Genomic DNA, 14,755 nt, shown 5'->3' on the forward strand with positions numbered 1-14,755 from the left:
TTCGGCTGTGGGGTCAAAGCCGCTCATGCCAGTGCCCTCACCGCCATAAGGCCGGCAAACAGGGCCAGCACGGAACCGACGACGGAGACCAAGGCATATATCATTGCGATGCCCCATTCACTGCGTTCGATCATATTGAGAACTTCCAAACTAAAGGCCGAAAAAGTTGTAAAACCACCAAGCAGGCCAACGCCAAGCAACAGCCGCCACGGCTCATCGACAAAATTGCTGCGGGCCAGCACACCAGCCAGCACACCCATCAACAAACCACCGGTCACATTAGCGACAAAAGTGCCAATGGGATAACTCACGGGAGCAAGATGAAAGACAAGACGGCCGAGATGATAGCGTCCAGCCGCACCCATCGCACCGCCTGCCATGACAAGAAGGGTAGCGTTCATGGGCGTCCCTTAGTCGGCTTGAGTCATTTTTCCAAGCATATCATTGGTAAGCCACAAGCGAATGGCAGTCGCGAGGCCCGGCGGTTGCGTTGCGGAGATCCGCTCGACGTCGATCCGCGCGACCAATGCATTGAGCGGTAGACCGCGACTGTCCGACGCCGTTTTCAGCATATCCCAGAATAATGGTTCGAGCGAAATCGACGTCTGATGCCCGGCAATGGTGATGCTGCGCTTGACCGGCGGGTGAAAGATTTCGGGCTTTTCTATATCCACCCGGCCAATTCCCGTCGCACCAGTGTCTCCAGCATGTCTATGCCGGCTTCGCTATCATTGAGGCACGGCAGATAGGCAAATTTTTCGCCGCCGCCGGATATAAATTGCTCCTTGCCCCGTATCGCCAGTTCCTCGCAGGTTTCGAGACAGTCACTGGAAAAGCCCGGCGCGAAGATCGCGATATTCTTCTTTCCCTGCCCTGCCAGCGCCTCCAGCACGGTGTCGGTCGCCGGGCCCAGCCATTTTGCCCGGCCGAATCGCGACTGGAAAGCCACGACCAGTTCGCGGCCCATCTTCTCGGACAGCAGCCGCGCGGTTTTCTGGCAGTGACAATGATAGGGATCGCCCAGTTCCAGCGTGCGTTGCGGCATGCCATGGAAACTGGCGACAATCGCATCCGGCACAAAATCCAGCGCCGCAATATCGCGCTCGAGACTGGTCGCCAGCGCATCGATATAGGCCGGGTCATCATGATAGGCGGGCAGCAACCGGATCGCCGGTTGCCAGCGCATCGCGGCAATCGCGTCGAATACCGCATCATGCACGCTCGCGGTGGTGGCACCGCTGTATTGCGGGTAGAGCGGCGCGACCAATATGCGGTCGCATCCAGCTGCTTTCATCGCGTCGAGCCGGGAAGCAATACTCGGATTGCCGTAGCGCATTGCCCAGTCGACTATCACGCCGTCCATTTTGCCGACAAGCTTCTCCGCCTGCTTGCGCGTGTAGAAAGCCAGCGGCGAACCGTCTTCGGTCCAGACCAGGCTATAAGCCTGAGCCGATTTAGCCGGTCGGGTGTTGAGGATGATCCCGCGCAATATCGGCTGCCAGATGATCGAGGGAATCTCGACCACCCTCTTGTCCGACAGAAATTCCTTGAGATAGCGTTTGACCGCTTTCTTCTCGGGCGCGTCGGGCGTACCGAGATTGACCAGCAACACGCCGATCTTTTTCGCCGCAACCGGCGGATGATCCGATGGCAATGGTCCGATGGCTCTCATGATACTTCCCCGAACAAGGGCAATTGCCGGAACCTGGTGCCGGTTGCCGAAAACAGCGCGTTGGCGACAGCCGGTGCAACTGCTGGAACACCGAGCTCTTCGTAACCGGCAGGCTTTTCGTCGCTTCTGAGAAATTCTATCTGGATTGGCGGGATCTCCGCCAGCCGCGGCAGGGACAGATCGCGCAACCGCTTCGCCGTCGGCAGTCCGTCCTGAAACCGGGTCGCGCTGCCCAGAGCCATCGCCAGTCCGAAGACGATGCCCCCTTCAATCTGTTGCCGGGCGATATCGGGGTGAATGATCCGGCCGATGTCTACGGTCGCCGAAATGCGGCTGACCTCGAGACCGCCGGTCCCCCGGCTCGCGCTCGCGATCACGGCAATATGACCGCCGCGCATGCTGTGGCAGGCCATGCCCTGACCGCTGCCGTCCAGACCGCCGTCCCATCCGGCCATCGCGGCAACGCCGGTCAGACAGCGGGTCAGTCGTGGCGCATTGTTCATCATCTGCATGCGGAAGGACAAAGGCTCGATGCCGGCCTTAGCCGCAAGCTCGTCAATGAACGATTCGAGATAGAATATATTGCTGCTATGGGCGTTACTGCGCCAGTTTCCCGTCGGCACACCGACGAAGGCGCTATGGTGATCGACGGTCAGATTGGGAATATCATAGGGCACCTCGAGACCGGCCACAGCCTTGCTATCGGCTTCCCCGATCGAGGACCGCATCGCCTCCACATTATCCACCCCGTCAAACAGCCGCTTGACCTGTTCGCGGGAGGATGGCGGAGCGGCGATTTTAATCTGCAATGCTTCGACACGCCCGGCCTTGGCCATCGCAGCGTCCAGCCGCGCCTGGCTCGGTGCCCGGTAATGATCGTGCATCAAATCTTCGGCGCGCGACCAGACCAGCTGCACCGGTCGTCCCATTTTCTTGGCAATCTGGGCCACCTGTCCGGCGATCTCATTATCAAGATTGCGGTCGAACGAGCCGCCGCTCAACATCGGATAGAGGGTCACACGGTCCTGACCGATATTCAAGACTTTGGCAGCCGCATTGACGGCCGCGACCGGAGCCTGAGTGGCCATCCACAGTTCCAGTCCGCCATCCTTATATTCTGCGGTAGCCGTCCGCGTTTCGATCGGAGCATGCACAGCAGCTTCGGCCTGGTAGCGCGCCCGATAGACATTATCGTCGTCAAACACATCCCTGGTATCGCCGCGCGACACAAAACGTATGCCGGGCCCGCCTTCCAGCGCCTCCTGCAAGGCCGTATCGATCTTGTCGCTATTGGCCATGAAACCCTTGGTCTCGAACACCGGAATCATTTTATCCAGCGCCCGATTGGCCGCCCACCAGTTGGTCGCCACAGCCGCGATCCATTTCTCGCTTTGCACCACGTCGATAAAGCCGGTGATCTTGCCTGCCCCCGCGCGGTTGAATGATTTCAGCCGGGTTTCGCCAATCGGTCCTTGCCGGATCGCGGCGAACACCATGTCCGGCAGCCGGATATCGCCGGCGAAATTGGCAGAACCGTCCAGTTTGCTGGGCAGATCAAGGCGCGGCACATCCTGCCCGATCAAATTGCCTTCGCCTGCCGGACGGAGCGGAACGGGGTCGGGCAAAGTCTGCGCGGCTGCATCGCGAACCACTTCGCCGAAGCGCAGTTTCTTGTCGCCGCTGGAGATCACGCCATTCTCGACCGTACAGGTCTCCCAGGCCACATCCCATCGGGCAGCCGCTGCCTTGGTCAGCAGGACGCGCGCTGCGGCACCCGCTTCGCGAAAGCTTTCTGCGAAAGCCGGGATCGACGTCGAATCCGCGGTCACGAGAAATTGATCGCGGACACCGACATTCTGCGCGATCCATTGCACCGCTCCATATTCTGCCAGTTTTCCGGTTCCGGCAGGCATCAGGCTTTCTGCCCATTGTTCGGCCAGCAGACCATTGCTGTACAGGGGATTGATCGGAGCCGGTTCAACCGCAACGGTGCGCCAGTCGGCACCGAGTTCGTCGGCAAGAATTTGCGGCAGCACGGTATAGACGCCCTGCCCCATTTCGCTTTGCGGCACGACCACCGTGACCTGTCCGGCTTCGGATATTTTCAGAAAAGCGCCGAAAATCTGCTCATTCTCGGTGGCGGCGACATTGGGTTCGTAGCTGCGGGGCCAGATCGTCCAGGCAACAACCAAACCGGCACCGGCGGCACCACCGATCAGGAATTTGCGTCGGCTCAATCCGCTGGACGAATCTTCAACCTGCTCAATTTTTGTTTCAGCCGCCATGGGGCTCCTTCAGCAAACCGAGCCGGGGTATTTCCATTTTCGGGCAACGGTCCATGACGACCTTCAAACCGGCTGCTGTTGCGCGCGCAGCTGCTGTTTCGTTGATCACGGCGAGCTGCATCCAGACTGCTTTGGCACCGACTGCGATCGCTTCGTCAACCGTTTCACCGGCGGCTTCGGAATTGCGGAAGATATCGACCATATCGATCTCACCTTCGATGTCCGCCAGCGATTCAACCACGGTCACACCATATAGTGACTGTCCGGCAAGAACCGGATTGACCGGAACCACATCATAGCCCTGTCCGAGCAGAAACTTGAAAACCTCGTTGCTCGCGCGCTCCGGTTTGTTCGATGCGCCGACCAGTGCGATGCGTTTTGTCGACGTCAGCAGTTCAGCTATTTCCTGATCAGTTTTCAGCAGCATGATGCCATTCCTATCGTTTATTGATTATCCAGCCATGTCGCGAGCTTCTGGGCGATATCGCGAAAAGCCTGTCCGTCCGCACGGTCCGTGCTGGCAGGAGGGGTTCCGCCATCGCTCGACTTGCGAATTTCGATATCGAGCGGAATTCTGCCCAGAAAAGGCATGCCCATGGTCTTGGCCGCGGCTTCCGCCCCGCCCGTTCCGAAAGGATCGCTCGCTTCGCCGCAATGCGGGCATTGATAGCCGGCCATATTCTCGACCATGCCGATGATCGGAATTTTCGCCTGATTGAACAGATCAACCGCGCGGGTTGCGTCCATCAGCGCCAGATCCTGCGGCGTCGAAACGATCACCGCGCCAACAGGTTTGTGATTCTGCATCATCGACAGTTGCACATCACCGGTACCGGGCGGCATATCGACGATCAGCTCCTCGACATCGCCCCAGTGCGCGTCGATCAACTGCTCGAGCGCCTTGCCCGCCATCGGCCCGCGCCAGGCAATCGCCTGCCCCGGTTTCGCCAGATGGCCCATCGACAGCACCGGAACATCATATTCATTGGGTACCGGGATCAGCTGTTTGCCTTCCGCCTCGGGACGCTTCCCTTCACAATGGAGCAGCCGCGGCTGCGACGGACCATATATATCGGCGTCGACCATCCCGACCTTGCGGCCCAGTCGCTGCATCGCAATCGCCAGATTGGTGGAAAGCGTGGACTTGCCGACACCGCCCTTGCCACTGGCCACGGCGATCAGCCGCCGCTCGACCTTCTCGGCGGTCATCGCGACATCGACTTTCTCGACACCGTCGAGCGCCAACAATTTGCCTTTCACAGCAATCTCGATCTGGCCGCGCTCGCGCACGTCGAGCCCGCCAACGTTGAGGACCAGAGAGATACGGCCTTCGGAAAATTTTACGGCGCTGAAACGGCCTTTGGCAACAGTGTCCAGCGCGGCTTCGATTGTTGAAATATCGGTCATCCGATCGACATAGTTACACTTTTCTCGGATTGACACTGTTTTTCTGGCGGCGTGCTACCTATAAAGAAACTATGAATGATAATATTAACGGTGAAGCGCACCGCAGATCGATTTTTGGCTCAATCCTGAACATGGCGGGCCCTTGGGGCAATAACGGCGACAGCGGCAATGAGGGCGGCAATGGCGGCGGCCCCCGCAATCCATGGGGCAATCCTCCTGGCGGTTCGTCCGGCGGCGGACGCAAGGGTGCCGGCTCTCTCGAAGAATTGTTCAAAAAAGGCACGGGCGGCGGATTCAAGGGCGGCATTCCCAAACGCCCCGGCGGACGGTCCTGGTGGCCTCTTATGGCGATCGGCTTCATAGTCCTCTGGGTCCTGCTGACCAGCATCCACCGTGTCAGCCCTCAGGAACGCGGCGTTGTAACCTTCCTGGGTTCCTATTCGCGGACCATGCAGCCGGGTCTGCATTTCTCGCTTCCCACTCCGCTCGAACAGGTAACAAAACTCGACGTCGAGGAAATCCGGACAATCGATATTCCGGAAGGAGAAGCTGAAAAGCTCATTCTCACCGGCGATCAGAATATCGTCGATCTTGCCTATTCAGTCCGCTGGAACATCAAGGCACCGGAGCTTTTCCTTTTCCAGATCGCCGAACCGGAAGAAACAATCAAGGAAGTGGCCGAAGCCTCGATGCGCGCATCGGTTGCGAACTTCACTCTTGATGACACCATCGGTTCCGAACGGACGGAAATTGAACAGCAGGTCGAACGCAACATGCAGCAATTGCTCGACGGCTATGGCGCCGGTGTTGTCATTCGCGGCATCGCGATCAAGAAAGCCGACCCTCCTGCGAAAGTGAACGATGCCTTCAAGGAAGTGTCTGCTGCTCAACAGACAGCACAGACCTATCTCAACGAAGCACGCGCTTATGCGCAGCAACTCACCGCACAGGCACAAGGTGAATCGGCGGCCTTCGACAAGGTTTATGAAGAATATCGTCTGGCACCGACGGTCACGAGACAGCGTATGTATTATGAAACGATGGAACGTGTCCTGTCCAAGGTCGACAAGACAGTAATCGAGGCGAGAGGCGTTACACCTTATCTGGCCTTGCCCGAACTGAAGAAACGGTCGCAGCAGGCCCCCATTTCGACCGTGGAGGCAAAATAATGAGCCGGATATTCCAGAACCCCGTCGCGCTTGGCGTGATCGTCATCGCCCTGTTGTTCACATTGTTGAACACGCTCATCATCGTGCCGGAAACGCGCCAGGGCGTGGTTGTGCGCTTCGGTGAACCGATTCGCATCATCAACCGTTATCAAAATGGCGTCCCTTTCGGCCAGACAGGCGCCGGACTGCTTCCAAAAATTCCGTTCATCGAGCAGGTCGTATGGATCGACAAGCGCATCCTCGACGTCGAGATGGAACAGCAACAGGTTCTGGCAACCGACCAGCTTCGTCTGCAAGTTGATGCCTTTGCCCGGTTCCGGATCACCGATCCGCTGCGCATGTATATCGCAGCCGGCAGCGAAGAGCGGGTTTCGGAAGAGCTTCGCCCGATCTTGGGATCTGCGTTGCGAAACGAACTCGGCAAGCGGCCGTTTGCCGCCCTGCTTAGCCCGGAACGTGGCCAGGTGATGGACAATATTCAGGCCGGCCTCAACCGGGTCGCTCGCCAATATGGCGCAGAGATTGTCGACGTCAGGATCAAACGCGCCGATCTCCCAGACGGCACACCGCTGGACAGCGCTTTCGAAAGAATGCGGACAGCGCGTGATCAGGAAGCGCGAACCATTCGTGCGCAAGGGGCAAAGCAGGCGCAGATCATTCGCGCGGAAGCCGACGCGAGTGCTGCGAGAACCTATGCAGAAAGCTTTGGCAAGGACCCGAAATTCTATGATTTCTACCGTGCCATGAAAAGCTATGAAACGACATTCCTGCCGAGCACTGCGGGTGGTCCGGAAAGTTCATTCGTCCTTTCTCCGGACAATGAATATCTACGTCAGTTCCGCGGTCAGTAGGGAGTTTTGGCAACCAGCCACGAGATAGTCGACGCTTATTATAGCGCCTTGTCGGCTATGGACGTGGACCGGTTTGAAGCTCTGCACCATGCCGATGTCGTATATAATGTATCCGGCAATACGATTATCTCGGGCCGGTACGACAGCTTTGCCGCGCTGAAACAGGTGTTGCCTGCCATTTTCGCGGCGCTCGATTTCGATCGCTTTCAATTCGCGGTAAAATGGCGGGTGATGAACGAAAGCCCGGACAGCGCGACCGCTATCATGGAAGCCAAAGGCCTAGCGCGGAACGGGCAACGCTATGACCAGCGCTACGTGCATATTTTCGCGTTCAGAGACGGGAAGATCGCTTCGGTTCACGAATTTTTTGATACCCAGTTGGCCAATGACGCTTTGGGGTTCAATGGAATGCCTCCGTACGAAAACGACGGGCCGTTCGAATTTTGACGGTCGGGAATGGAACGAGACCCCTATTCGACCACAACTGTCGTTTTTTCTGCGCAGAGCCCGCTTTTTTCGACCAAATGGCGATTCTCGGGTTGCGAAAAAGCTTTGAGGCACCCAAATAGGTTGGCATCGGGAATGTCTCGCAGTCCTGTGTTTAGGATCGGCGAACAAATATGGTAACATTCAATTTCCGTTCATGAAAATTGCGCCATTCATTCTGCGATTTTGAACGGATTTGGCGGCAGACATTCATTTCTTCCGCCGGAATTTTGAGAGGAAAATATCAGTGCGTTACGCTTACGGAATTTCAGCAGCTCTGCTTTTGGCCGGCAGTGCAGCCACCCTGACCGGCATCGGTCCGGCCGGGGCACAGACCGCCGCCAACGATAGCTCGGTGATGCGCAATGTAGTGCCGCGCGCAAATGCTCCGATGAGTTTTGCCGACCTGACAGAGCAATTGCAGCCTGCCGTGGTCAACATTTCCACCACCCAGCGCGTCCCTGTGGCCAATAACAATCCTTTTGCCGGCACACCTTTCGACGGCCTGTTCGGAAACCGCCAGGGCGGCTCCGGTGGCGCACAGACCCGCGAGGCGCAGTCGCTGGGATCAGGCTTCATCATTTCCGCTGATGGCTATGTCGTCACCAACAACCATGTTGTCGCGCCGGGTGACCGCAACGCGAAGATCGAATCGATCACCGTGATCATGCCGGACCGCACCGAATATGTAGCCGAACTCGTCGGTCGCGATGCAGCATCGGATATTGCCGTGCTCAAGATCAAGGCAAACAAACCCCTGCCGTTCGTCAAATTCGGCGACAGCACGGGCGCCCGGGTTGGTGACTGGGTCATTGCCATCGGCAATCCATTCGGTCTCGGCGGAACGGTAACCACCGGCATATTATCCGCAATTCACAGAAACACCGGACAGGGCGGCGCTTATGATCGCTTCCTGCAGACTGACGCTTCGATCAACCGCGGCAATAGCGGTGGACCAATGTTCGACCTCAACGGCAATGTCATCGGCATCAACAATGCGATCATTTCGCCAACCGGCGGCAATGTAGGCATCGGTTTTGCCATTCCCGCAGAAGTTGCTGCTCCGATTGTCGAAACGCTGAAAGCCGGACAGACGATCGAGCGCGGTTATCTTGGCGTCCAGATCAGCACTCTTTCCGAAGATCTTGCGGACTCGCTTGGTCTGGAGAAGAATAGCGGTGAATTCGTCCAGCGGGTTGAGCCGGACGAAGCGGCAGCAAAAGCCGGTATCCAGGCCGGTGACGTGATCACCAAGGTGAACGGCAAGACGGTCACCCCTGACCAGACCCTGTCCTATCTGGTTGCCAATCTTCCCGTAGGCACCAATGTTCCGATCGAACTGGTTCGCAACGGCAAGGCCATCAAGGTCAATGCCAAGCTTGGCAAACGCCCTTCGGAAGAAGAACTGGCCAGCAGCACCTTCGATCCTGATGCAGAAAACAATACTCTGAACCAGAAGGATGACAGCGCCAGTGCGCAGGCAACCGCCGATGCACTGGGGTTATCCGTGGTCGACCTGACTGCGGTAATTGCACGCCAAATCGGTGTCCCTGCTACGGCAAAGGGCGTTGTCGTATCGATCGTCAATCCGAACAGCGATGCTGCTCAGAAAGGCATTAAACGCGGTTATCTGATCACCAGCGTCAATCGTCAGCCAGTGAACAGCGCGGCCGATCTGGACAAGGCGATCGGCGAGGTGATACGCGCCAAACGCAGCGCGGTGCTTCTGCAGATCCGACAAGGTGCTCGCGATCCGGTCTTTGTCGCGGTCCGTCTGCAGGACGACTAGCCACTTCTAAACAAATGTAACAGAAAAAGGCCGGTGCTTGACGCCGGCCTTTTTTTTGCGTCAAGCTGGGCGCAGCTTTGCAAAACAATTGAGGGAATCCGCCAATGGCCGATGCGACAGAAATTTTTCTCGGACTGGGCGGCGGCGAACGGCAAAGCCTCGCTCTGTCCCGCGCCAACCGGCACGGCCTGATCGCTGGCGCCACCGGCACCGGCAAAACCGTCACGCTTCAAGGGCTGGCCGAGAGTTTTTCCGCCAACGGCGTACCGGTCTTTGTAGCCGACGTCAAAGGTGACCTGTCGGGGATTTCGATGTCCGGTTCCTCGCAGTTCAAACATGCCGACAAGCTGGAGGAACGGGCCAGCGAACTGGGTATGAGCGATTATGCCTATTCCGATAATCCGGCGATATTCTGGGACCTGTACGGCAAGCAGGGCCATCCGATCCGGACCACGATTACGGAAATGGGACCGCTGTTGCTCGCACGGCTGATGGATTTGAATGATACGCAAGAAGGCGTACTCAACATCGTGTTCCGCTTTGCCGACGAAGAAGGCTTGCTGCTGCTCAACCTCGACGACCTGCAGTCGATGCTCGCTTATACCGCAGAGAACGCAAAACAACTGTCCGCCAAATATGGCAATGTCAGCAAGGCCAGCGTCGGCGCCATCCAGCGCCAGTTGCTGCAACTCGACAGTCAGGGCGCGGGCCAGTTTTTTGGCGAGCCGGCTCTGGAAATCGATGATTTCATCAAATGCGATGATCAGGGTCGCGGCTATATCAACGTGCTCGCCGCCGACCAGCTGATGCGCAGTCCCAAACTTTATGCGACCTTCCTGCTCTGGCTACTCGCCGAATTGTTTGAAACATTGCCGGAGGTCGGCGATCCGACCAAGCCGAAACTGGTTTTCTTCTTCGATGAAGCCCATCTGCTGTTCGACGATGCACCCAAGGCGCTCGAAGACAAGATCGAGCAAGTCGTCCGCCTGATCCGTTCGAAAGGCGTCGGGGTGTTTTTCGTCACCCAGAACCCGATCGACATACCCCAGAAAATAGCCGGCCAGCTCGGCAACCGTGTCCAGCATGCCCTGCGCGCCTTCACCCCGCGCGACAAGAAAGCGATCAAGGCCGCCGCCGACACGTTCCGGATCAATCCCGATCTCGATGTCGAGCAGGCGATCACCGAATTGCGGGTCGGCGAAGCGCTCGTCTCGACCTTGCTGGAAGATGGCGCACCTTCGATTGTCCAGCGGACCTTGATCAAGCCGCCGCGCTCCCGTCTCGGGCCGGTCACCGTAAAGGAACGCGCGATCATGCAATCGATCTCGCCTTATGATGGCAAATATGACGAAGAGATCGACCGGAACAGCGCCGAGGAAATATTGGCGCAGAAGGTGATCGACGCCACCGAAACCGCGCAGGAAGTCGAGGAAAAGGGTGAGGTCGAAGTCGGCAAACGCTCGCGCAAGAGCAAAAGCATCTGGGAAAAAGCCTTCAGTCGTGGTGCAAAGGTCGCGATGGGTTCAGCAGCGGGCATGGCGGCTTCGACGATGCTGGGCAAAAAATCCCGTGCCAATCCGATGCAATCCGGCGTGACCTCTGCTGTTGGCTCGGTGGTTACGGATCTTGCCGGACCCGTGGCCGGACGTTTCGTGCGCAATCTGATCGGTGGCTTGATGCGTTAATCGCTATCATGCTCCGCTTCAAAAACGCAGCTGACTAGCTAATCCTTGTTGCCGAAAAATCGCGCTACGATATCTTTTGCCAGACGGGTCGGGCGCAAGGTGTCGGCATCGATGCAGCACCAGCTCGACTGCACCTCAGCAAGGACCTCTTCGCCGCGACGAATGATCGTGCTGTAAAAGGCCCGCGCTCCATGTACTTTTTCGAGCAAGACTTCGGCAATCACATCATCGTCGAGAAACGCCGGTTTCCGGTAGGTTATCTCGTGTTTCAATGCCACCCAGAGATGGTCTGCTATCGCTTCGGAAGGCGCAAATTTCTGCCAATGCGCGACCACAGCCTCCTGCACCCACGTCAGATAATTGGCATTGTTGACATGTCCCATGAAATCAATGTCAGACGCCTCTATGGCAATGCTGTGATGATGTGAAATACTGTTCATATCATCAATATATAAGATTAGCGGAGGCCGATTGATAGGGCAAACTAGATTCATGCTCCAGAATCCGGGAGCAGATCGTCATATCAGGCAAGGCCAAGCTTGAAGTTTTTGAACGCCAGTCGCCGTTCCGCCGTGAAATTCCGGAACGCCGATGCGCCGTCAATCGTCGATAAAAATTCATCCACCGCCAGTTTGTCGGCATCAGGCAAATTCCGATAATAGTCCAGCGGCCGCTGCAACATCCACAGACTGAACGGCGGCGCGATACGTTGTCCGGTCACGCCCTCGACGGCAAAGTCCGCCATCCCGACGGCGCGCGGAATTTCGGTATCTGCATTGGCCTCGGCCCAGGCAGCAAACAGGTCCGCGGTTTTCTGCAGGAATGGCATTTGCTCCGCCATCATTCTTTCCAGCACAGGCACCAAGGTCTGCGGGATCTCGTCATCGGGTAGAAATTCTCCGGACAGCGGCTGCTGCACATCCACCATCCGCTCGACCCAGGCTGCAACTTTCGGTGCCAGTCGTTTCATGATCTCACCCGAAGCAGGATCGCGGTACAGATGGGCAAAAAGCGGCCCGATCAGACCATAATCGCCAATCGAGGGGCGCGAACCGAGCAGATAATCATATTGGGAAAAATGCCGGTCGAGATCGGCCAGAAGCGCTTCATAGCTCGCTTCAATTGCAGGAATCGTCTGCTCGTTAATCCCTAATATCGGGCAAAAGCCCTTGAACGTCTGGCCGCGCTCGCGACCGATGGCCAGCTGCTCTTCCTTGCTGGCTTCCGGCGCTGCAACGGCGCCGAATTCGCCGTAGACCCATTCTTCATTATAGTTCCAGCGATAGTGCATCGCCGGGATCACCAGCCATTCATCACCGAACACTTCCATCAGCAACGCCACCAGCCGCTGTTTCGGCGTATCGGGATAGACGGACGGTCCGCCGATCTCCGCTTCGAAATGATCGATGATCAGCGTTGTGTCCTGTAGTGTTTCGCCTGCGTCGGTCACCATCACCGGAATGACGGGACGGCCCACTTTCGGCACGATAATCGTCTTGTAGACTTCCGTGGTGCTGAGGATTTCCTCGTAATCCACCCCTTTCCAGTCAAGATAGGCCCGCGCCTTGCCGGAATAGAGCGACAGTGGTCCACCGTAGAATTTATGGGTCATCAGCCACGCCCCCGATAAGCGGCCACACCCTGATCGGGCAACCAAAGTCCCTTGGGTGGCTCGCCCGATTGCCAGAACACATCAATCGGTATGCCGCCGCGCGGATACCAATAGCCGCCGATCCGCAGCCATCTCGGCTTCATCTCGTCGAACAGGCGCTTGCCGATGCCGACCGTACAATCTTCGTGAAAGGCAGCATGGTCGCGGAACGATCCGAGAAACAGCTTGAGCGATTTCGATTCGACGATCGTCTGGTCCGGCGCATAATCGATGACGAGATGGGCAAAATCCGGCTGGCCGGTCACCGGGCAAAGCGAGGTGAATTCCGGTACGGCAAAGCGCGTCAGGTAGAGCTCGCCAGCGCGAGGATTGGGGACATAGTCGAGTATTGCCTCTTCGGGAGATGCCGGCATGGCACTCGTCTTACCCAAAAATTTCGGTGCTTGCGGAGCGGAAGGATCATTGTTCATGCAGATTATCTAGTGCACAGGGCGCTTCATGTCATCACCTCTGCTGCATTCATCGACGGTTCAGCGCTTTGGGCGGCAATTCGATCCGGGAATATACAGGGACATGGTTGTTTTTCAGTCGATCGCACATAATCGCATCAGGAATATTTTAACGGGCGCGGCTTTGCTGCTGTTGCCGGGCGCTGTGGCTATGGCGCAAACATCAGTAGATGAACCATTGCCCAACCCGCGAACCCAGCCATCGGTGGAAAACTATTCGCTGCCACCAGGACCTGACAACGAGCCAAAGAACAACGTCTTGCAGGGACCAGTTGACGCCGACGTTCCGGTCGCCCGCCCCCCGATTGTCACGCCGCGTACCGCCCCTGCAAAAGTGCCACCGAAATCCGGCGCTCCGGTGGTGCGTTCCATCGACAATAGCGACAGTCAGGAGCGACAACCAGCCGAGCCAGCGCCCGTCCGACCAAAGGCTGCGGACGAGATAGTCCAGCCCGAACCGGAAGTTTCGATTACAGGTCCCGCGGCTGCGGCAGACGAATCTCTGGAACCAACCGAAGCGCAAGCCGAGACAGTCGATCCGAATCCAAACCCGCCCGAAGCCGCGACGGAGCCGAGCGCACCGACGACGGCATTTGATTGGCGCCTTTTGCTCGCCGGAGCCCTGTTCGCGATGTTGCTGGGCGCGATATTATTTTGGCGACCGCGCAAGGCGTCCCGGAAGCCATTGGCTGCAGCAGAAGCTGATCCCGAAACAACCGGTCTGGCTGACGACATCACGAAAACCCCGCCGCCGCTCGACCCTCCACCTGTGCCCGTCACCGCTCCTGTAGCTAAGCCTGTCGTTCCACCTGTCATTGCCATCAGCTTCCGGCCCCGTTCGGCCAATGCGACCTTGTTCAACGCAGTGCTAGCCTTCGAACTAACACTCTCCAACCACAGTGACGAGGTTCTGAGGGGGATCAGGGTCTTTGGCGATATGGTTCAGGCAGGGGAACATGACACCAGCGACTCCGGTTTGACCGATCTGTCGCCATTGCACGAGGTTCCAGACCTGAAGGCCGGTGATACCGAGGCAATTATCAGTGAATTTCGCGTCCCGTTGACCAGTATTGATCCGATAGTTTTCCGTTCTCAGGCTTTATTCGTGCCGCAGGTCCATATCTCGATTGAATTTACCGATAGTGCCGGGTTCCGGCATTTTCAGACCACCGCCTATCTGGTGGGCCAGGAACACCAGCCGCCGCGCCAGAAAATGGCACCCTTCCGGCTCGACACGGGGCCGCGCAGCTTTACCCCCCTAGGCCATCGCCCGCTCGCGTCTGGATAAGT

At 57.6% G+C, this 14,755-nt stretch carries 15 protein-coding genes; 6 read left to right on the top strand and 9 right to left on the bottom strand.

What is annotated here, in order from left to right; all coding sequences use genetic code 11:
- Positions 1–23: 23 nt before the first annotated feature.
- From crcB to AAC060_RS08425, 6 genes are read right to left on the bottom strand one after another with little or no spacing between them, the layout of a single operon-like run.
- Positions 24–401 carry a fluoride efflux transporter CrcB gene (gene crcB / locus AAC060_RS08400; protein WP_339824930.1) on the bottom strand — a complete coding sequence of 126 codons (378 nt, stop codon included), beginning with the start codon at positions 399–401 and terminating at the stop codon, positions 24–26.
- Between the two features lie 9 nt (positions 402–410).
- On the bottom strand, positions 411–674 hold the full coding sequence (locus AAC060_RS08405; protein WP_339824933.1) for a ribbon-helix-helix domain-containing protein: 264 nt from the start codon (positions 672–674) through the stop codon (positions 411–413).
- On the bottom strand, positions 665–1,672 hold the full coding sequence (gene hemH, locus AAC060_RS08410; protein ID WP_339824935.1) for a ferrochelatase: 1,008 nt from the start codon (positions 1,670–1,672) through the stop codon (positions 665–667). Before hemH ends, AAC060_RS08405 begins: the two co-directional genes overlap by 10 nt.
- Positions 1,669–3,957 carry a molybdopterin cofactor-binding domain-containing protein gene (locus tag AAC060_RS08415; RefSeq protein ID WP_339824937.1) on the bottom strand — a complete coding sequence of 763 codons (2,289 nt, stop codon included), beginning with the start codon at positions 3,955–3,957 and terminating at the stop codon, positions 1,669–1,671. The genes hemH and AAC060_RS08415 overlap by 4 nt, the downstream gene beginning before the upstream one ends.
- On the bottom strand, positions 3,947–4,384 hold the full coding sequence (locus AAC060_RS08420) for a CoA-binding protein (RefSeq protein ID WP_339824940.1): 438 nt from the start codon (positions 4,382–4,384) through the stop codon (positions 3,947–3,949). Before AAC060_RS08420 ends, AAC060_RS08415 begins: the two co-directional genes overlap by 11 nt.
- A gap of 17 nt (positions 4,385–4,401) precedes the next feature.
- Positions 4,402–5,364, bottom strand: a complete 963-nt coding sequence (locus AAC060_RS08425; protein WP_339824943.1) for an Mrp/NBP35 family ATP-binding protein — start codon at positions 5,362–5,364, stop codon at positions 4,402–4,404.
- Positions 5,365–5,495: 131 nt separating this feature from the next.
- Here AAC060_RS08425 and hflK point away from each other — a divergent pair, with 131 nt between their 5' ends.
- The 5 genes from hflK to AAC060_RS08450 all read left to right on the top strand — a co-directional run bounded on the left by hflK (position 5,496) and on the right by AAC060_RS08450 (position 11,344).
- The gene (gene hflK / locus AAC060_RS08430; protein WP_339825548.1) at positions 5,496–6,533 is read left to right on the top strand and encodes an FtsH protease activity modulator HflK; all 1,038 of its coding nucleotides are present in this window, start codon (positions 5,496–5,498) and stop codon (positions 6,531–6,533) included.
- Positions 6,533–7,384 carry a protease modulator HflC gene (locus AAC060_RS08435; protein WP_339824945.1) on the top strand — a complete coding sequence of 284 codons (852 nt, stop codon included), beginning with the start codon at positions 6,533–6,535 and terminating at the stop codon, positions 7,382–7,384. Before hflK ends, AAC060_RS08435 begins: the two co-directional genes overlap by 1 nt.
- A gap of 6 nt (positions 7,385–7,390) precedes the next feature.
- Positions 7,391–7,831, top strand: coding sequence for a nuclear transport factor 2 family protein (locus tag AAC060_RS08440; protein ID WP_339824946.1), 441 nt, complete (start codon positions 7,391–7,393; stop codon positions 7,829–7,831).
- Positions 7,832–8,117: 286 nt separating this feature from the next.
- Positions 8,118–9,659, top strand: coding sequence for a Do family serine endopeptidase (locus tag AAC060_RS08445; RefSeq protein ID WP_339824948.1), 1,542 nt, complete (start codon positions 8,118–8,120; stop codon positions 9,657–9,659).
- Positions 9,660–9,763: 104 nt separating this feature from the next.
- Entirely contained in the window at positions 9,764–11,344 is a 1,581-nt protein-coding gene (locus AAC060_RS08450; RefSeq protein WP_339824951.1) for a helicase HerA-like domain-containing protein, read from the top strand.
- Between the two features lie 38 nt (positions 11,345–11,382).
- On the opposite strand, the gene AAC060_RS08455 is transcribed toward AAC060_RS08450, so the two are convergent.
- The 3 genes from AAC060_RS08455 to queF form a co-directional block, all read right to left on the bottom strand.
- Positions 11,383–11,784 carry a thioesterase family protein gene (locus AAC060_RS08455; protein ID WP_339824953.1) on the bottom strand — a complete coding sequence of 134 codons (402 nt, stop codon included), beginning with the start codon at positions 11,782–11,784 and terminating at the stop codon, positions 11,383–11,385.
- Positions 11,785–11,867: 83 nt separating this feature from the next.
- On the bottom strand, positions 11,868–12,956 hold the full coding sequence (locus AAC060_RS08460) for a glutathione S-transferase (protein WP_339824955.1): 1,089 nt from the start codon (positions 12,954–12,956) through the stop codon (positions 11,868–11,870).
- Positions 12,956–13,426 (bottom strand): preQ(1) synthase, encoded by a 471-nt coding sequence (gene queF, locus AAC060_RS08465; protein ID WP_339824957.1) that lies wholly within the window; start codon positions 13,424–13,426, stop codon positions 12,956–12,958. The genes AAC060_RS08460 and queF overlap by 1 nt, the downstream gene beginning before the upstream one ends.
- Positions 13,427–13,529: 103 nt before the next feature.
- Between queF and AAC060_RS08470 the strand changes: the two genes are divergently transcribed.
- Positions 13,530–14,753: a hypothetical protein gene (locus AAC060_RS08470; protein ID WP_339824960.1), complete on the top strand. Its 1,224-nt coding sequence runs from the start codon at positions 13,530–13,532 to the stop codon at positions 14,751–14,753.
- The last annotated feature ends 2 nt before the right edge of the window (positions 14,754–14,755 follow it).

It is taken from the genome of uncultured Parasphingorhabdus sp. (assembly GCF_963975555.1).
In the GTDB taxonomy this organism is placed as follows: Bacteria; Pseudomonadota; Alphaproteobacteria; order Sphingomonadales; family Sphingomonadaceae; genus Parasphingorhabdus.

Bases quoted from the DNA above. Each gene is read 5' to 3' on its own strand.
- crcB (WP_339824930.1), bottom strand. From the start codon at position 401: ATGAACGCTACCCTTCTTGTCATGGCAGGCGGTGCGATGGGTGCGGCT.
- hemH (WP_339824935.1), bottom strand. From the start codon at position 1,672: ATGAGAGCCATCGGACCATTGCCATCGGATCATCCGCCGGTTGCGGCG.
- AAC060_RS08415 (WP_339824937.1), bottom strand. From the start codon at position 3,957: ATGGCGGCTGAAACAAAAATTGAGCAGGTTGAAGATTCGTCCAGCGGA.
- AAC060_RS08420 (WP_339824940.1), bottom strand. From the start codon at position 4,384: ATGCTGCTGAAAACTGATCAGGAAATAGCTGAACTGCTGACGTCGACA.
- AAC060_RS08425 (WP_339824943.1), bottom strand. From the start codon at position 5,364: ATGACCGATATTTCAACAATCGAAGCCGCGCTGGACACTGTTGCCAAA.
- hflK (WP_339825548.1), top strand. From the start codon at position 5,496: ATGGCGGGCCCTTGGGGCAATAACGGCGACAGCGGCAATGAGGGCGGC.
- AAC060_RS08435 (WP_339824945.1), top strand. From the start codon at position 6,533: ATGAGCCGGATATTCCAGAACCCCGTCGCGCTTGGCGTGATCGTCATC.
- AAC060_RS08450 (WP_339824951.1), top strand. From the start codon at position 9,764: ATGGCCGATGCGACAGAAATTTTTCTCGGACTGGGCGGCGGCGAACGG.
- AAC060_RS08455 (WP_339824953.1), bottom strand. From the start codon at position 11,784: ATGAACAGTATTTCACATCATCACAGCATTGCCATAGAGGCGTCTGAC.
- AAC060_RS08460 (WP_339824955.1), bottom strand. From the start codon at position 12,956: ATGACCCATAAATTCTACGGTGGACCACTGTCGCTCTATTCCGGCAAG.
- queF (WP_339824957.1), bottom strand. From the start codon at position 13,426: ATGAACAATGATCCTTCCGCTCCGCAAGCACCGAAATTTTTGGGTAAG.
- AAC060_RS08470 (WP_339824960.1), top strand. From the start codon at position 13,530: ATGGTTGTTTTTCAGTCGATCGCACATAATCGCATCAGGAATATTTTA.